The organism is Streptomyces sp. NPDC007264 (genome assembly GCF_042869095.1).
Lineage (GTDB): Bacteria > Actinomycetota > Actinomycetes > Streptomycetales > Streptomycetaceae > Streptomyces.
Map to the genome: position 1 here is coordinate 181,056 of NZ_JBIAFD010000013.1, position 15,675 is coordinate 196,730.

The window sequence follows — 15,675 nt, forward strand, 5'->3', positions numbered from 1 at the left end:
TCCGGGGTGGATCCGGGGTGGATCCGTGTCGGACCGCACGTCCACCCGCGGGTGGAGAAACACCGGTGTGGCCGTGGGCGTACCGTCCGTCCGAGCCTGCCGGCCGTGCGGGCCCGGCCCGGGCCGCTGCCGGGGATCATGCACCCTGCGGTGCCGGCGGCGTGCGGGTGCTCGCCCACCACGCGCACCACCGGTCACAGGAGGCGCGCAGCGCGGACGTCCTCGCCGCGCGGGCGGCGCCGGGCCGACGCTGAACGGCCGGCTGCCGCAAACGCAGGGCGGGTCACCGGGTCACCGGCGGCCTGCCCCGCGCCACGGCCCGTGGACGCAGCCCGCGTCGGGGCCTACGCGTCGATGCGCGACCGGTCCAGCGTCGCCGCCGAGCCGGAGATGAACTCCTTGCGCGGCGCGACCTCGTTGCCCATCAGCAGGTCGAAGACCTGCTCGGCGGCCTCCAGGTCGGAGAGGTTGATCCGGCGCAGGGTGCGGTGGCGCGGGTCCATCGTCGTCTCGGCCAGCTGGTCGGCGTCCATCTCACCGAGACCCTTGTAGCGCTGGATGGAGTCCTTGTACCGGACGCCCTTGCTCTGGAACTGCTGCAGCTTGTCGCGCAGCTCGCGGTCCGAATAGGTGTAGACGTACTTGTCCTGGCCCTTCTTCGGCTGGACGAGTTCGATGCGGTGCAGCGGCGGCACGGCGGCGAACACCCGGCCGGCCTCGACCATGGGCCGCATGTAGCGCTGGAACAGGGTCAGCAGCAGGCAGCGAATGTGGGAGCCGTCCACATCGGCATCGGTCATCATGATGATCTTGCCGTAGCGGGCCGTGTCGATGTCGAAGGTCCGGCCCGAGCCGGCCCCTATCACCTGGATGATCGCCCCGCACTCGACGTTCTTCAGCATGTCCGTGACGGACGACTTCTGAACGTTCAGGATCTTGCCGCGGATCGGCAGCAGCGCCTGGAACTCGGAGTTGCGGGCCAGCTTCGCCGTACCGAGCGCGGAGTCGCCCTCGACGATGAACAGCTCACTGCGCTCCACGTCGTCGCTGCGGCAGTCGGCGAGCTTGGCGGGCAGCGACGAGGATTCGAGGGCCGTCTTGCGGCGCTGCGCGTCCTTGTGCTGGCGTGCGGCGATGCGCGTACGGGCGGCGGCGACGGCCTTCTCCAGGACGACGCGGGCCTGCTGGGCGGCGTCCCGCCTGGCTGAGGTCAGGAACGCCTTGAGCTCCTTGGAGACCACGTTCGTGACGATGCGGCGAGCCGCGGAGGTGCCGAGGACCTCCTTGGTCTGGCCCTCGAACTGCGGTTCGGCCAGGCGCACGGTGACGACCGCGGTGAGGCCCTCGAGCGCGTCGTCCTTGACGATGTCGTCCTCGGCGACCCGCAGCATCTTCTTGGCGCGCAGCACCTCGTTCATCGTGCGGGTGACGGCCTGCTCGAAGCCGGCGAGGTGGGTCCCGCCCTTGGGGGTGGCAATGATGTTGACGAACGACCTGACGGTGGTGTCGTAGCCGGTTCCCCAGCGCAGCGCGACATCGACGCCCAGCTCACGGGTGACCTCGGTCGGCGTCATCTGGCCGTGCTCGTCGAGGACGGGGACCGTCTCCTTGAAGGTGCCCTGTCCGGAGAAACGGAGGACGTCGCACACCGGCTTGTCGCTCGCCAGGAACTCGCAGAACTCGCTGATACCGCCGTCGAAGCGGAACGACTCCTCGCCCTTGCTGCCGCCCTCGCCGAGCCCGTACTCGTCGCGGACGACGATGGTCAGGCCGGGGACCAGGAACGCGGTCTGCCGCGCACGCTGGTGGAGCGTCTCCAGAGAGAGCTTGGCGTCCTTCAGGAAGATCTGGCGGTCGGCCCAGTAGCGCACGCGGGTGCCGGTGCGGGTCTTGGGGATCTTCTTGGTCTTCCGCAGACCGCTCGCCGCCTCGAACTTCGCGTCCGGACCGTCGGCGGCGAAGACGCCCGGCATGCCGCGCCGGAAGCTGATCGCGTGCGTGTGGCCGCTGCGGTCGACCTCGACGTCCAGGCGCGCGGAGAGCGCGTTCACCACGGACGCGCCCACACCGTGCAGACCGCCGGACGCCGCGTACGAGCCGCCGCCGAACTTGCCGCCCGCGTGCAGCTTGGTCATCACGACCTCGACGCCGGAAAGGCGGGTCTTGGGCTCGACGTCGACCGGGATGCCGCGCCCGTTGTCCCGCACCTCCACCGAACCGTCGTCGTGCAGGATCACCTCGATGTGATCGCAGTAGCCGCCCAGGGCCTCGTCGACGGAGTTGTCGATGATCTCCCACAGGCAGTGCATCAGACCGCGGCTGTCGGTCGAGCCGATGTACATGCCGGGGCGCTTGCGCACGGCCTCGAGTCCCTCGAGGACGAGCAGGTGCCGCGCGGTGTAGTTGGAACCGTCCCGGTCTGCTCCGGTCAGCAACGCGGTGGACGGCACGGACGTGTCGGCGGTCACGCGGTTCGCTCCTCGCTGAATTTCAGATGGGGCCCATTGGGGTAAGGGGCCGGCTTCACTTGCGGTCCGAGGGTACCGAGGCCAGGTAGAGCCGTTGTAACGCAACCCTCGTCCGCACTCAGACTAGTCCAGACTCGTACGAACGTTCGATCCCCTCCTCGGGGTGAAGTACATATCACGTTCCCTCCGAGGCATGAACCATTTAGCCTCGGGGCACGTCCTCATCCACAACCGGTAACCCGCCGGGAGGACGGACAACCGACAGACAGCGCGAACCCGTACGACACACACCACGTAATACGGCACATTCGCCGCCAACCGGCAGCAGACAGCCGGCCCGGAAAGATTTTTCGAGGAAGAGCCGCGAGCGGGAACGTTTTCGGCCTGGTTGGATGTTGACCCTGGTACGACAGCTCGTCGAGCTAGAGAAGAGGCGACGTGACTACTGTTCTGACCCCCGCGAGCCCGCTGACGGCCGCTGACCGCTGCGACCGCTGCGGCGCCCAGGCGTACGTGCGCGTCGTCCTCCTGAGCGGTGGAGAACTGCTCTTCTGCGCCCACCACGGCCGCAAGTTCGAGCCAGAACTCAAGAAGATCGCCGCTGAGATACAGGACGAGACGGAGCGCCTGACCTCCGCTCCCGCAAGCGCCTCCGACGAGGAGCGCTGATACTTCACGTCGACGACGAGCCTGCATCGGCACCGAGGCCGATGAACGGGCGGCCACCCCGATCACCCGGGGTGGCCGCCCGTACTCGTGCGTCTCGGCCGGTCGGCATCCTCACGACGCGCGCACGGCTCCCACGCGCGGTGCCGCTCACGGCGGCCCCGCCACGGGGCGCCCTCCGGCGCCCCTGCGATGCTTGCGGTCCGCCGCAGGCGGAGTGTCAGCCGCCACCGTTCAGCACGCCGACGGCGGTCGACACCCTCGTGTAGACCCCCGGCCGGCCGGGCTGCCCGCAGCCGTCACCCCACGACACCAGGCCGATGAGACGCCCCCCGGCGATCAGCGGACCACCGCTGTCGCCCTGGCAGGCGTCGCGGCCCCCCTGCGGCTCTCCGGCACAGAGCATGGAAGCGGCCACGTACTGTCCGTCCGCTCCACCGGGGTACGCCTGCGCGCAGGTCGCGTCCGGCAGGACCTTGACGTTCGTGCCCCACAGACTCTGTGCGTACTCTCCGCTCCCCGTGGTGTCACCCCAGCCGTACACCGTCGCGGCCGTGCCCGACGCGTAGCCGGCGTCGCCGGCCGCCGCCATGGGCACGACGGCGCCGGCGGGCAGTGGCGAGGCAAGGGTGAGCACCGCGAAGTCCCCGGCGTTCGTATAACTGTTGTACTGGGGATTGACCCATGTGGCGGTCACCGGGATCTCCTGGCCCTGACTCGAGGTCAGGTCCGTGCGGCCCGCGATGACCTTGAGGTCCCGTACCTGGCCGGGCGGTACTCCCAGAACGGCCATGCTCAGACAGTGGGCCGCGGTCAGGACCTTGGACGGGCCGACCACCACTCCCCCGCAGAACTGTCCCGCCCGCGTACCCCCGAACCGGTCACGGCTGGAGATGGCGACCGTCCAGGGGCTCTGCGAGATGTCGACCGGAAAACCTCCGATGACGACGCTGTCCGCCGTCGCGGGCGCGGGGGATGTCAGCATTATCAGCGCGGCCGCGGCTCCGAGGGCCAGGGCTCGGGTGAAGGGACGACGCATGGGCGCTCCTTACTGTGAGGTGTCCATAGAACACCTACAGTGATCCAGCTCTCCCCATCCCGCACACGCAGAAGGCCCGGTTCCCTGAGGAACCGGGCCCTCGGCGTACACCGCCGAGACCTAGTCGAGGTAGTCGCGCAGCACCTGGGAGCGCGACGGGTGACGCAGCTTCGACATCGTCTTGGACTCGATCTGGCGGATGCGCTCACGGGTGACCCCGTACACCTTGCCGATCTCGTCGAGGGTCTTCGGCTGACCGTCGGTGAGACCGAAGCGCATGGAGACGACGCCCGCCTCCCGCTCGGACAGGGTGTCGAGGACGGAGTGCAGCTGCTCCTGGAGAAGCGTGAAGCTGACCGCGTCGGCCGGGACCACGGCCTCGGAGTCCTCGATGAGGTCGCCGAACTCGCTGTCGCCGTCCTCGCCCAGCGGAGTGTGCAGCGAGATGGGCTCGCGGCCGTACTTCTGGACCTCGATGACCTTCTCCGGGGTCATGTCGAGCTCCTTGGCCAGCTCCTCAGGAGTGGGCTCGCGGCCCAGGTCCTGGAGCATCTGGCGCTGCACACGCGCCAGCTTGTTGATGACCTCGACCATGTGCACCGGGATGCGGATGGTGCGGGCCTGGTCGGCCATGGCGCGGGTGATCGCCTGACGGATCCACCAGGTGGCGTACGTGGAGAACTTGTAGCCCTTGGTGTAGTCGAACTTCTCGACCGCGCGGATCAGACCGAGGTTGCCCTCCTGGATGAGGTCCAGGAAGAGCATGCCGCGACCGGTGTAGCGCTTGGCGAGGGAGACCACGAGACGGAGGTTCGCCTCCAGGAGGTGGTTCTTGGCGCGGCGGCCGTCCTCGGCGATGATCTCCAGCTCACGCTTGAGCTTGGGGGCGAGCTTGTCGGCGTTGGCCAGCTTGTCCTCCGCGAAGAGGCCGGCCTCGATGCGCTTGGCGAGCTCGACCTCCTGCTCCGCGTTGAGCAGGGGGACCTTGCCGATCTGCTTGAGGTAGTCCTTGACCGGGTCGGCGGTGGCGCCGGCGGCGGCCACCTGCTGTGCGGGCGCGTCGTCCTCGTCCTCGTCGGAGAGCACGAAGCCGGCGCTCTCGGTGCCCTCGGGCTCCTCGCCGGCCTTGCCGGGGGCCTCCTCGAGCACGTCCTCCTCGACGATCTCGACGTCGTCCTTCTTGGCGGTCGTCTTCTTCGCCGCCGTCTTCTTCGCGACGGCCTTCTTCGCGACCGTCTTCTTGGCGGTCGCCTTCTTGGCAGCGGCCTTCTTGACGGGCGCCTCCTCAGCCGGGTCGTCGGCGACCGGGGCGGCCGGGGCGGCGGGGACGGCGGCCTTCTTGGCCGTCACCGTCTTCGCCGCGACGGTCTTGGTGGCGGTGCGCTTGGCCGGGCTCTTCGCTGCGACGCTCTTTCGGGTGCGCTTCGGTTCTGCGGCACTGACCATCAGCGTCACACCCTCTTCCTCGAGGATCTGGTTGAGGCTGCGCAGTACGTTCTTCCACTGAGTGGCCGGAATCTGGTCAGCTTCGAAGGCCCGACGCACATCGTCGCCGGCGATCTGCCCCTCAGCCTTTCCCCGCTCAATGAGAGCCATGACAGAGACGGACTCGGCGATCTCCGGCGGGAGCGTACGGGATGTGCTGGCCGACACGAACAACCTCTCGGAACGTTGGAAAACGGCTTCCGGCCCCGTCCACAGCGGACAGGAGCCGACCGCCGGCTTGGGGATGGGCCGACGGTGCGGGCGGGGGCCTGGAGGATGCACAGCGCCGCGAACGACGTCCGTATTCCCTCCTCGGCTGTCACCTCTTAGGTCATCGCGCAGTCCCGAAGAGCGTTACGCCCAATCTGCGTGGCCCGAGTCACACCCCGTAACCGCTTAAAGGCGTTCAGATATGGGCAGAAGTGGTCATTCGGTGCCGCGATCGCCTCCCGGGTACGACGCTCCACCCGTCGTCGCACCGTGGACCGATGCCGGGCGCCGGGATCTCCCGGTCCGCCGCCGCTCTCCCGGTCGGCTCCGTCCAGGGTGACGGCGTCCGTCCGTGACCGCGTCGGCCGCGGGTGCCGGGCCGCGCCGCCGGCTCCGCCGGGCTCCGCCGGGTCCCGGGAGGATCCGACGGAGTCCGGCGGCGGGCGCGGGGCTCCCGGCGACGGCCGTCGACCGTGCGGACCGGGCGCCGGCCGAAGGGGTCGCCCACTACCCGTCGCACCGTCCGCGCCGCGCGGTCAGTGCTCGCGCGGCGCGGGCACCACGCGCTCCACCTCGGGGTGGACCGTGAGCAGTTGGCGCATGGCCCCTTCGGCCGCCGCCCCGTCGCCCGCCGCGAGGGCGTCGGCGATGCGGGCGTGCTGGGCCAGGGAGGTCTCGTTCGGGCGCTCGCACCCCGTCACGGGGCCGCCGGAGACCTGGAGGGCCGCCGAGACGATCCCCGAGAGGTGCTCCAGCATGCGGTTGCCGGCGACCTGGATGAGCAGCGAGTGGAACTCCGCGTCGGCACGCGCGAAGGTCAGGGAGTCGCCCTGCCCCAGGGCGTGGCCCATGATCTCCACCATGTCGGCGAGCCGCTGCTGCACCTCCTCACGCCCGTGCCCGGCGGCCAGGCGCGCGGCCAGCGGCTCGATGGTCCAGCGCAGCTCGCTGAGCTCGCGGCGCTGGTCGTCGCGCTGGGGCCCGAAGGCCCGCCACTCGATGATGTCCGGGTCCAGGAGGTTCCAGTCGGCCACAGGGCGCACGCGCGTGCCGACGTTCGGTCGGGCACTGACCAGGCCCTTGGCCTCCAGGACGCGCAGCGACTCACGGACGACGGTGCGGGACACCTCGAAGCGCTGGCCGATCTCCTCGGGCACCAGCGGGCGATCCGCGCCCAGGTCGCCGGAGACGATCATCTGGCCGAGCTGCTGGACGAGTTGGCCGTGCAGGCCGCGTCCGCGGCTGCCCGCGGCGCGCCGGCCGACACGGCCCAGCTCCGGGTCCGAGCCCTCCCACGAGGGTGTGCCGACGCGGTCGGCGGCGGGCGCCTCGGCGTAGGGGTAACGGTCGAGTTCGCCCGGTCCGGCCAGGCCGGAGTCTGCGGAGCGGGCGGCGGTCATCATGGTGTGCGCAAGGGTACTCACGGATCTTTTGTCGGCGCCCTCTCCAACTCCCTTGAGGTCTTTGGTGAAAAGCACACGAAAGGGTGATCGCTCACCCCGTCGCAATTGACGCCTTATCGGAAAGAAATGGGCGCTTCCCGGGGAAGTTGTGCACACGGGGAGAACAGATGGGCACGCGGGCGGTCATCGGGCTCTGCTGCGCACCGTGGTGAACAGATACGCACAGAGCAGCGCGGTCAGGGACAAGGCCAGTGCGCTGCCCACGGGTTGCGCGAGCACGCGCGCCACGGCGGCCAGGTAGCGCTCCCCGCCGAAGGGCCACTGCAACAGCATCAGCTCGCGCATGCGTGCGGTGAAACCGGCCGCGGCCCGAACGGACGGACCCTCCAGTGCCTTCTGCAGGAGCGGTACGACGGCGACCGGCACCGCGAGCACCGCGGCGAGGCCGGCGGTCGTGGAGCGGAAGATGCCGGCCGCCAGCACGCCGGCCCAGGCGCAGCCGACGATCAGGCCGATCCAACTCGCGCCCAGGGACGGCCAGTCGGCGGGAAGCCCGGTGAGCTCCCGCCCGTGGACGAGATAGAGCAACTCGATGTCGCAGCCGACGGTCAGGACGGCCAGCAGCAGCGCCGTGGCCCCGGTGACGAGGAGTTTCGCGGCGAGCAGTCCCAGTCGTCGGGGGACGGTTCCGCGATCTGCGGCCAGAGCGGGGTGCCGGAACTCGTCACCGAACGCGACGGCGCCGAGCAGTCCGGCGCCGAGTGCCGCCGGAGGCAGCGGGAACTGCTGGGGCCAGGCGGCCAGCAGGCGGTCCTGGGGGGTGTGGCCACCACGCGCGAGAAGGAGGGAGACCAGGGCGGAGACGACGAGCACGGCGGCCGCGGTGACATAACCGGTGCCGATTCCGGCGGCGCGGCGCAGCTCGTACCGCAGCGGCCGCAGGGGACCGGCGGAAGGCCGCACGCTGATGGGGGGCGGGATCGGGGGCAGATCGCCCGGCTCCCAGGCCTCGGACCGCGGGGACGGGATGCTCTCGGCACCCGCGTTCGGCCCCATGTCGCCGACCTCGTGCGCGAGTTGATGGATGAGGACGCCGTGCCGGAAGGCGGTGTCGCCGACGTCGGCGCAGGTACTTCCGTACACGGACAGCCGGTTGCCGCCCTCGTGGACGACTTCCACGGAACGCCGCGTCATTCTGGCCTCCTTGGCGAGCAGGGTGCCGAGGCGGGCGGCGTGCGGGCTGTTGACGGCCACGCGGGGCCGCAGCCGGGTGCGGGCGAAGTCGGCCCCCGGCTGATCGGCGACCACCTGGCCCCGGTCGAGCGTGATGACGTGGTCGGCGGTGCGCGCGGCCTCCTGGGGATCTCCCGTGGTGAACAGGACGGTGCCGCCCCGGGCCGCGTGCGCGCGCAGGACGCCGTGCAGCCAGCGCCCCTCGCGCGCGGAGACGCCCTCGACGGGGTCGTCGAGCACGAGCGCGTGCGGGTCGGCGAGGAGGGCGCAGGCAAGGCCGAGGCGCCGGTCCATGCCGCGCGAGAGGCTGCCGAGCCGCTCATCGCGCAGACCGGAGAGGCCGACGAGCTCGAGAACCTCGTCGGCCCGGCGGCCCGCGACCCCCGCGGCCGCGCAGAGCATGCGCAATTGTCCGCGGACCGTCCGCGCCGGATGCCCGGGGACATCGCCGAGGAGGACACCCACCTCATGGGAGGGGTGGGCGACACGGCGCAGCGGGCGGCCCCGGAAGTAGGTGATGCCGCGGCCCGGTTGGAGTTCGAGCATGAGCCGGAGCACCGTCGTCCTGCCCGCACCGGAGGCTCCGAGGAGGGCGGTGACACAGCCTGGGTGCGCCTCGAAGGACACGTCGTCGACGGCGGGCGGAAGGTCCTTGTCGGATGTGCTGGTCAGTCCGATCGCCTGGATCACCCGAAGCAAGATAGCGCGATTTGTCCGGTTTTCCGGGCATCGTGAGGAGTGGTGCGGCGCAGACCTCCGTTCTTTCGGCCATCCGCAGGAGGGCCCGTCGTCCGAGCGGGGCCCGCGCGGTGATCAGACTTCAGGGCGCAGCATCGGCGGGTTGAGCAGGGTGGCGCCACCCGCACGGAAGAGCTGTGCCGGGCGACCGCCCTGCCGGGTCGTCGTGCCGCCCGTGGGGACGAGGAAGCCGGGCGTACCGGTCACCTTGCGGTGGAAGTTGCGCGGGTCGAGTGCCACGCCCCACACGGCCTCGTAGACGCGGCGCAGCTCGCCGACGGTGAACTCGGGCGGGCAGAAGGCGGTGGCCAGCGACGAGTACTCGATCTTGGAACGGGCGCGTTCGACGCCGTCCGCCAGGATCTGCGCATGATCGAAGGCGAGCGGCGCCGCCTGCTCCCCGTCCCTGCCGTAGCCGCCCTGCTGCAGCAGCTCCTCCACCGGGGCCCAGCGCACGCTGTTGGCGTCACCGCCGGGACGGGGCGGGGGCAGATCGGGAGCGAGCGCGAGGTGGGCGACGCTGACCACTCTCATGCGAGGATCGCGCTTCGGGTCCCCGTAGGTGGCCAACTGCTCGAGGTGGGCGCCGTTGTCCTGCGCCGGTGCGGACGGGTCGTGGGCGCGCAGCCCCGTCTCCTCGGCCAGCTCGCGGGCCGCGGCCTGCGCCAGGTCCTCGTCGGCCCGCACGAAGCCGCCTGGCAGCGCCCACCGCCCCTGGAACGGCGGCTCGCCCCTTCGCACCGCCAGCGCGCACAGGGCATGGCGGCGCACGGTCAGCACGACCAGGTCCACGGTGACAGCGAAAGGCGGAAAGGCTGACGGGTCGTAGGGCATGTCGTGATCATAGTCGTCTGCCTGACGATAAACACTCCTTTCTTGAACCGCTTCGACGGTGGGTCCACCTCTGTCCGGGACGGCTCTCACCGACGGCCTCCGTTCACGGTCCGCATCCACGTCGTCCGAGGTCACACGCCCAACTGCAATCCGTCGGCCGCCTCCTCCACCATGGCGAGACCGAGCCGCCCGACGCGCACGGAGAAGGGGGCGCCCGCGAGCCTCAGGCCCGTCAGAACGATCTCGCCGAGCGGTGCGCTGCGGACCGGGCACAGGGTCACCGTCCCGGCCGGGACGTCCGGTCGGACTCCGGTGAGCGCGGTCAGGAGCAGCACGCCCGCCGCGGCCGCCACGGCGGCGGGGCGGCAGGCCGCCGGGTGCGGCGGCGGGGCGCTCCCCTCCGTACGCGGCTCGCCCGCGAACATCTCGGGCAGCCGGTAGTCGAACGCCTCCGCCGCCGCCAGCAGCCCCCGCAGCAGGCCACTCGCCGCCTCCTCGTGGCCGGCGGCGGCCAGCCCCGCGACGGCCACCGCGGTCTCCTGCACCCGCACCGCCCCACCGCGGTGCCCGAACGGGTTGTACACCGCCGCATCGGTGCCCAGGCCGCGCAGCCCCCAGCCCGAGTCCATGGCCGGACCGGAGAGCAGCCGCGCCAGCTGCTCGGTCCGCGCCTTGTCGAGCAGTCCGGGTGCCAGGGCGCCGCATCCGAGCAGACCGGTGTCGAGAAGATGGGCGGCGCCCGCGCCGAGGTGGGGCACGAGGCGTCCGTCCCGGGTACGGGCGGCCGCCGGCCTGCCGCCCGACCGGTCCTCGATCCAGAAGCCCTCCGAGAAGGCGTCGCGCAGCGCCTCGGCCCACTGGCACAGCTCCGGCCCGCCCGGGCGCCCACAGGCGTCGAGCAGATCGGCGCCGAGAAGCGCCGCCCGGTGGGCGTGGGCCTGCGTCTCGCAGCGCAGCGGGCCGTCCGGTTGCGGGTCGGGGAGGTACGCGCCGTCGCCGACGGTGGTGCGCAGCCACCGCAGACACTGCTCGGCCGCGGGCAGCAGCTCCTCGGTCTCCCGGTCCGGAAGTCCCCAGCGCCGGGCCTCCGCCAGGAGTACGGGGAACAGCAGTGTGGCTTCGGTACCGGTGCAGCGCGGCGGGAGGTGCGCCCCCGCGTCCCGCCGGGGGCCGGGGATCACGCCCGAGCGGACTCCGGGGCCCCGGAGTTGGGTGCGGGCCAGGATCCGCAGTGTGCCCGCGGCGAGCCGGGTGCCGAGCGGGAGGGCCATCCGGGCCGCCGCCAGGGACTCTGCGGGCGACGGACCGCAGCGCCAGGGCGCTCCCGCCGCGAGATGGACGTCGAAGGGGCGGACCCGGTCGCGCAGGAGCAGCGCCCGGAGATCCTCGACGCAGGTGCGCAGCAGCGGCTGGATGCGGGGGTCGTCTCCGGTGGCTTCGGCGCCGGCGAGCGGGTCGGAGGTGCCACGTCCGACGGCTCTGGCCGGTCTCGCGCCGCCCTGCCGTACCCGCAGCTCCACGCTCCGGGTCCCTCCCGGCGGAAGCTCCAGCTCCCAGCGCAGCAGCCCGGCGGAGGCGAGGGCATCGGCCGGCGGAGGATCGGCCGTGACCGCGGAGTCGCCCTTCGGGCAGGACCAGCGCAGCCCGCAGTCGTGGACGGTGGCGGAGAGCTCGTCCCCGCTCGTGCCCGAGGCGATCGCGCGCAGGTCCGCGAGGTCCGTGCCGAGAGCCACCTCGACGGGCAGGCGCAGCACGCGCGGCGCCGCGCTGCGCAGAATGATCCGCTCGACGCCGTCCGCGGACCTGATGCGTTCCACGACGACATCCGGGTCCGGACCGGCGTCGGGGGCCGCGTGAACCGTGCCCACGAACCGGGCCCGGTCGGCCGCGATCATCCGGGCCTGCACCGCAAGCGGTTCCCGCCCCGCCACCCGTACCTGGCAGCGGGAGAGCACGCGCCGGCCCGCGCGGTAGAAGCCCTCCAGGCCGTGGCCGGTCAGCTGTCCCCGGTCGGTGGAGATGGCCAGTCCGGGAAGGGCGACGCAGATCAGCACGCTGTGGGCCGGCGGGAGGTCGATCGGACCGCGCGGGGAACGCGGTGCGGGCGGTGCGACGCCCCCCGTGGAGGGGGGTGCCGCACGGTCGTGTCGGGAAGGTCGGTCGCCGTCCTGGGAGAGGGGTGGTCTGGGCGGGGTCATGATGCGGTTTCCTCTGCACTCGGTACGCCTTGGGCGCGCCCGGCGCCGGGTGAGGGGCTCCGGAGGGGGTGGTGCGCGGTGCGGCGGCACGACCCGATCAAGGGTTCGGCCACTCAGGTGAACGGATGGGGCTTGCTCCGAGTCACGCCCGCGGGCCGGGATGACGACCGAATGGCGGTGCGTCGAGAAGCAGGGTGCGCTCATGTGCCCTCCTCGTCCGCGCGGCGACCGGCACCACCGCGCCGGATCCCGGGCCGAGCCGGGCGGGCCGGGCGCCGGTGGGGAGCCGGGCGGCCGGGCCGGGTCGGCCGAGCCGGCCGCGTGAACCCGCTGGTCGCAGCCTCGGCCCGGCGCCGCGGCCCGCCGCCGCGGCCGGGGCCGTCGGCCGGACGCCGGTGGGGAGCCTCGGCTGTCGTGGGGATGTCCGCTGAACGGTGCGCCGGCCGATCGCCGCCGCTCACAGGGCGCGCCCCGGCAGGTCGGTCGCTCCCCTCGACGCGCTCCGGGTCCGTGCTGCGGGCCGGGCCGGCCAAGGGCGGTGCGGCGCCACCCGGCGGCGTCGTGACCGGCCGCCCCTCCGTCGTCTCCCCCGTCCCGTCGGCCGTCTCCCCCGCCCCGGCGGCCTCGTCGGACTCCTGCGTCCCGCGGCCCGCCCTCTCCGACCGCAGGCAGCGGCGGACGGACTCCGGGTCCAGGCCCTCGTTGCACGCCTGGTGCAGGAGGCGGGCGAAGAGGTAGTCCGGGTCGGCGCCCAGGGCCATGGCGAAGGCTTCGCGGGCTTCGAGCTCGTCCCCCGTCGACCATGCGACCCACCCGGCGAGTGTCAGAGGCGCGGCGGCGTGCTCGCCGTACGAGGCGACACAGCGGCGGGCCAGGGCGCGCCACAGTCGCAGGGCCAGCAGGGCTTCCGCGCCCTCCATCCACTCCGCGGCGCGGTCGCGGGTCGTGCGGTCCTGGAGGCCGAGGATCAGGGCCGCGGCCTCGTCGTGTGCGAGCAGGTCGTCGTCACGCAGGTCCGCCGACAGGGTGCCGGACACGGACGGGGCCTCCGCGAAGCGCGCCATGACGAGCTCCGCCAGTTCCAGCGTCCGTGCGGCGACCTCCTCGCGGGTGCCCTCGCCCAGGATCCTCGGAACGAGGGCCAGGCTCGCGGCGTCCAGAGCGGCCTCCTGGTCGAGGGCGGCCGTCGTCTCCCGGGGCGTGAGTCTCGCCCTGAACTCCTTCAGACTGCCGCGCACTTGCAGGCCCGCGTAGGTCGCGGCCGCAGCCAGGACGGAGGTGCCCGGCAGGCCCATCGGCCGCCCTTGGGGCGGACAGCACCCCGGGCTCGGGCAACAGTACGACCAGTAGCGGCCGTCGGAGATGCAGAGGGCCTCCACCACGGGAACGTCGAGGCGACCGCATGCCGTGCGCAGCAGCTGGGCGAGGGGGCGAAGACGCTCCATCACGTCGCGCCCCGTCTCGCCGTTCGCCGGTTCCTGGACGAGGTAGGCGATCATGTGCCCCGGCCGGGAGCCCCTGCGCTCGCTGCCGGTCACCAGCCCGTGTGCCAGGCGCTCGGCCACGGACGGCCAGTCGTCGGGGTGAGCGGGGATGCCGAGTCGTGCGCGCCCGCCGAACCCTCCCCGCTTCTCCCCGTCGTGCAGCGCGACCAGCACCGCGCTGTCCTCGGGGCGGTACCCGAGAAGGTAGGGCAGGGCGTCGGCCAGCTCGGCCGGGGTGCGGAGCGTGACCTGAAGCTCACCGGGGAGTCCCACCGAGGGATCGTGTCCGCTGTGCACCGCGGGCTCCCTTCCGTCGCACCCGGATCCGCTCGTGTCACCGGGGCCGGAGGAGCCGGCCGCTTCGTCATGGTTCGTCATGCGGCGACCCTCTCGCGGATCATGGAATTCCGCTTGACCTGTGGACAACCCCGGCCATGAGCACGCCAGGAGTTGTCCACAGGTCAGGTGGCCCGCTCGCCCGATGTCCGAACGGTCGGGTTGCATGGACGCCATGACCCGTGAACACCCGCGCCCCACAGCGGAGGACCCGCACAGCACGGCCCCGGGCTCGCCCACCCCGGCGGGAGTCCTGCCCGTCCCGACGAGCGGCCAGGACTCCACCCCGAGAGAGCCGCACATCCCGGCTGAAGGCCCGCCCGCCGCGGCCGTGGATCGCCCGCCCGCCCCGGCCGAGGACCGTGCGCACGCCCCGCCCAAGACCGCGCGCACGCCGGCCGAGGACCGCGCACACCCCCCGGCCGGAGACCCGAACGCCCGCCCGCGGTCGGGGGCCTGGCGTGCGGGCCCGGATCCTGCGGATCGGCGCGCGTTGCCGGACGTCGCGTCAGCGCACGGCGGTGATGCGGTGGATCGAGTCGACGGCCTCCGGACCGGCCGCCGCCTTGTCGACCGCATAGGCCGTGCCGTGGGCGAGGATGACGTGGTCGGTGTTCGCACCGGTGGCGATCTCGGCCACGAGGGTTCCACGGCGGGGGTCGACGACTGTGGTGGTCCCGGCGTCCTTGTTGGCGGCGAACACATGGCCCGTGCACGCGTCGACCGCCACGGCGAGCGTCCCGGCGCCGGTCTTGATCTCGTTCTTCATCTCGCCCGTGACCAGGTCGACGACGGAGACGGACCCGGCGGTCTGGTTGGCGGTGTAGGCCGTGCGGCCGTCGACGGACAGCACCACGTCGACGCTGCCCTCCCCGGCGGGGAGCATCCTCGGCTGGTCGGAACCGTGGGCCACCTCGATCAGACGGCTCTTGGCCAGGTCCGCGGCGTAGACGTTGCCGGTGAACGGGTCGACGGCCACGCCCGCGGGCCAGGCGCCCTCGACGGTGACCCGCCTCCTCTCCTCGTACGTGTTGAGGTCGAAGGCGACGATGCTGCCGTCCAGAAGGGCGCCGCACCAGGCCAGGCCGCGCACCTGGTCGATGGCGACGTCCCGCGAGTGCTGCACGCCGGGCAGCACGGCCAGGTGGCGGCCGGTGCGCTGGCTGTACACGGCGAGGGAGTTGGCCAGCGTGGCGGAGACCCACACGGTGTTGCGCACGTCGTCGACGGCCACGCCGTAGACGGCCTCCAGCTCACCGGTGTTCTCGTCGACGACCGGCGGCGTGTAGGCCGCCAGCACCTCCAGCGACCGAGGGTCCACCTTGAGAAGCTGGGACTGGGTGACCGGGGGGTAGCCGACGGAGCGGGTCACCCACAGCACGTCGTTGCGTGCGGAGTGGGCGACCTGATAGAGCCCCTGGGCGAGTGGGGCGGACTTCACGGTGTAGGACAACTCCTTCGCGTGGGGCCGCTTCGGCGTGGCGGCGGACGCCGTGGCGGCCGTGGCGAGCGCGCCGCCTGTGGCGAGCGCCGCGCCGAGGACGGCGCGACGGGCGATCGGGTTGCGGGTGCCGGACATGG

10 protein-coding genes are annotated in these 15,675 nt (G+C 72.3%); 1 reads left to right on the forward strand and 9 read right to left on the reverse strand.

The genetic code is table 11. The features are described from left to right. Positions 1–344: 344 nt before the first annotated feature. Positions 345–2,468, reverse strand: coding sequence for a type IIA DNA topoisomerase subunit B (locus tag ACFYMU_RS23085; protein ID WP_388376169.1), 2,124 nt, complete (start codon positions 2,466–2,468; stop codon positions 345–347). A 438-nt stretch (positions 2,469–2,906) separates the two neighbouring features. Between ACFYMU_RS23085 and ACFYMU_RS23090 the strand changes: the two genes are divergently transcribed. Then, the gene (locus tag ACFYMU_RS23090) at positions 2,907–3,137 is read left to right on the forward strand and encodes a hypothetical protein (RefSeq protein ID WP_388376171.1); all 231 of its coding nucleotides are present in this window, start codon (positions 2,907–2,909) and stop codon (positions 3,135–3,137) included. 217 nt (positions 3,138–3,354) lie between these two features. Here the strand turns inward: ACFYMU_RS23090 and ACFYMU_RS23095 are convergent, their stop codons facing one another. The 8 genes from ACFYMU_RS23095 to ACFYMU_RS23130 form a co-directional block, all read right to left on the reverse strand. Beyond that, positions 3,355–4,173, reverse strand: a complete 819-nt coding sequence (locus tag ACFYMU_RS23095) for a S1 family peptidase (RefSeq protein ID WP_388376174.1) — start codon at positions 4,171–4,173, stop codon at positions 3,355–3,357. A 120-nt stretch (positions 4,174–4,293) separates the two neighbouring features. Beyond that, positions 4,294–5,826 (reverse strand): RNA polymerase sigma factor, encoded by a 1,533-nt coding sequence (locus ACFYMU_RS23100; RefSeq protein WP_388376177.1) that lies wholly within the window; start codon positions 5,824–5,826, stop codon positions 4,294–4,296. A 578-nt stretch (positions 5,827–6,404) separates the two neighbouring features. Then, positions 6,405–7,292 (reverse strand): FadR/GntR family transcriptional regulator, encoded by an 888-nt coding sequence (locus ACFYMU_RS23105; RefSeq protein ID WP_388376180.1) that lies wholly within the window; start codon positions 7,290–7,292, stop codon positions 6,405–6,407. A 162-nt stretch (positions 7,293–7,454) separates the two neighbouring features. Then, positions 7,455–9,194, reverse strand: a complete 1,740-nt coding sequence (locus ACFYMU_RS23110) for an ATP-binding cassette domain-containing protein (RefSeq protein WP_388376182.1) — start codon at positions 9,192–9,194, stop codon at positions 7,455–7,457. Positions 9,195–9,317: 123 nt separating this feature from the next. Next, positions 9,318–10,076: an NUDIX domain-containing protein gene (locus ACFYMU_RS23115; RefSeq protein WP_388376185.1), complete on the reverse strand. Its 759-nt coding sequence runs from the start codon at positions 10,074–10,076 to the stop codon at positions 9,318–9,320. A gap of 131 nt (positions 10,077–10,207) precedes the next feature. Beyond that, positions 10,208–12,274: a glycogen debranching N-terminal domain-containing protein gene (locus tag ACFYMU_RS23120; RefSeq protein WP_388376187.1), complete on the reverse strand. Its 2,067-nt coding sequence runs from the start codon at positions 12,272–12,274 to the stop codon at positions 10,208–10,210. A gap of 200 nt (positions 12,275–12,474) precedes the next feature. Continuing rightward, positions 12,475–14,136, reverse strand: a complete 1,662-nt coding sequence (locus ACFYMU_RS23125) for a DUF4192 family protein (RefSeq protein ID WP_388376189.1) — start codon at positions 14,134–14,136, stop codon at positions 12,475–12,477. A gap of 466 nt (positions 14,137–14,602) precedes the next feature. Beyond that, on the reverse strand, positions 14,603–15,673 hold the full coding sequence (locus ACFYMU_RS23130; RefSeq protein ID WP_388376192.1) for a YncE family protein: 1,071 nt from the start codon (positions 15,671–15,673) through the stop codon (positions 14,603–14,605). Positions 15,674–15,675: the final 2 nt, after the last annotated feature.

Excerpts from the sequence above, each read along its gene's own strand:
- ACFYMU_RS23125 (WP_388376189.1), bottom strand. The coding sequence starts at position 14,136 with ATGACGAACCATGACGAAGCGGCCGGCTCCTCCGGCCCCGGTGACACG.
- ACFYMU_RS23130 (WP_388376192.1), bottom strand. The coding sequence starts at position 15,673 with ATGTCCGGCACCCGCAACCCGATCGCCCGTCGCGCCGTCCTCGGCGCG.
- ACFYMU_RS23095 (WP_388376174.1), bottom strand. The coding sequence starts at position 4,173 with ATGCGTCGTCCCTTCACCCGAGCCCTGGCCCTCGGAGCCGCGGCCGCG.
- ACFYMU_RS23120 (WP_388376187.1), bottom strand. The coding sequence starts at position 12,274 with ATGACCCCGCCCAGACCACCCCTCTCCCAGGACGGCGACCGACCTTCC.
- ACFYMU_RS23115 (WP_388376185.1), bottom strand. The coding sequence starts at position 10,076 with ATGCCCTACGACCCGTCAGCCTTTCCGCCTTTCGCTGTCACCGTGGAC.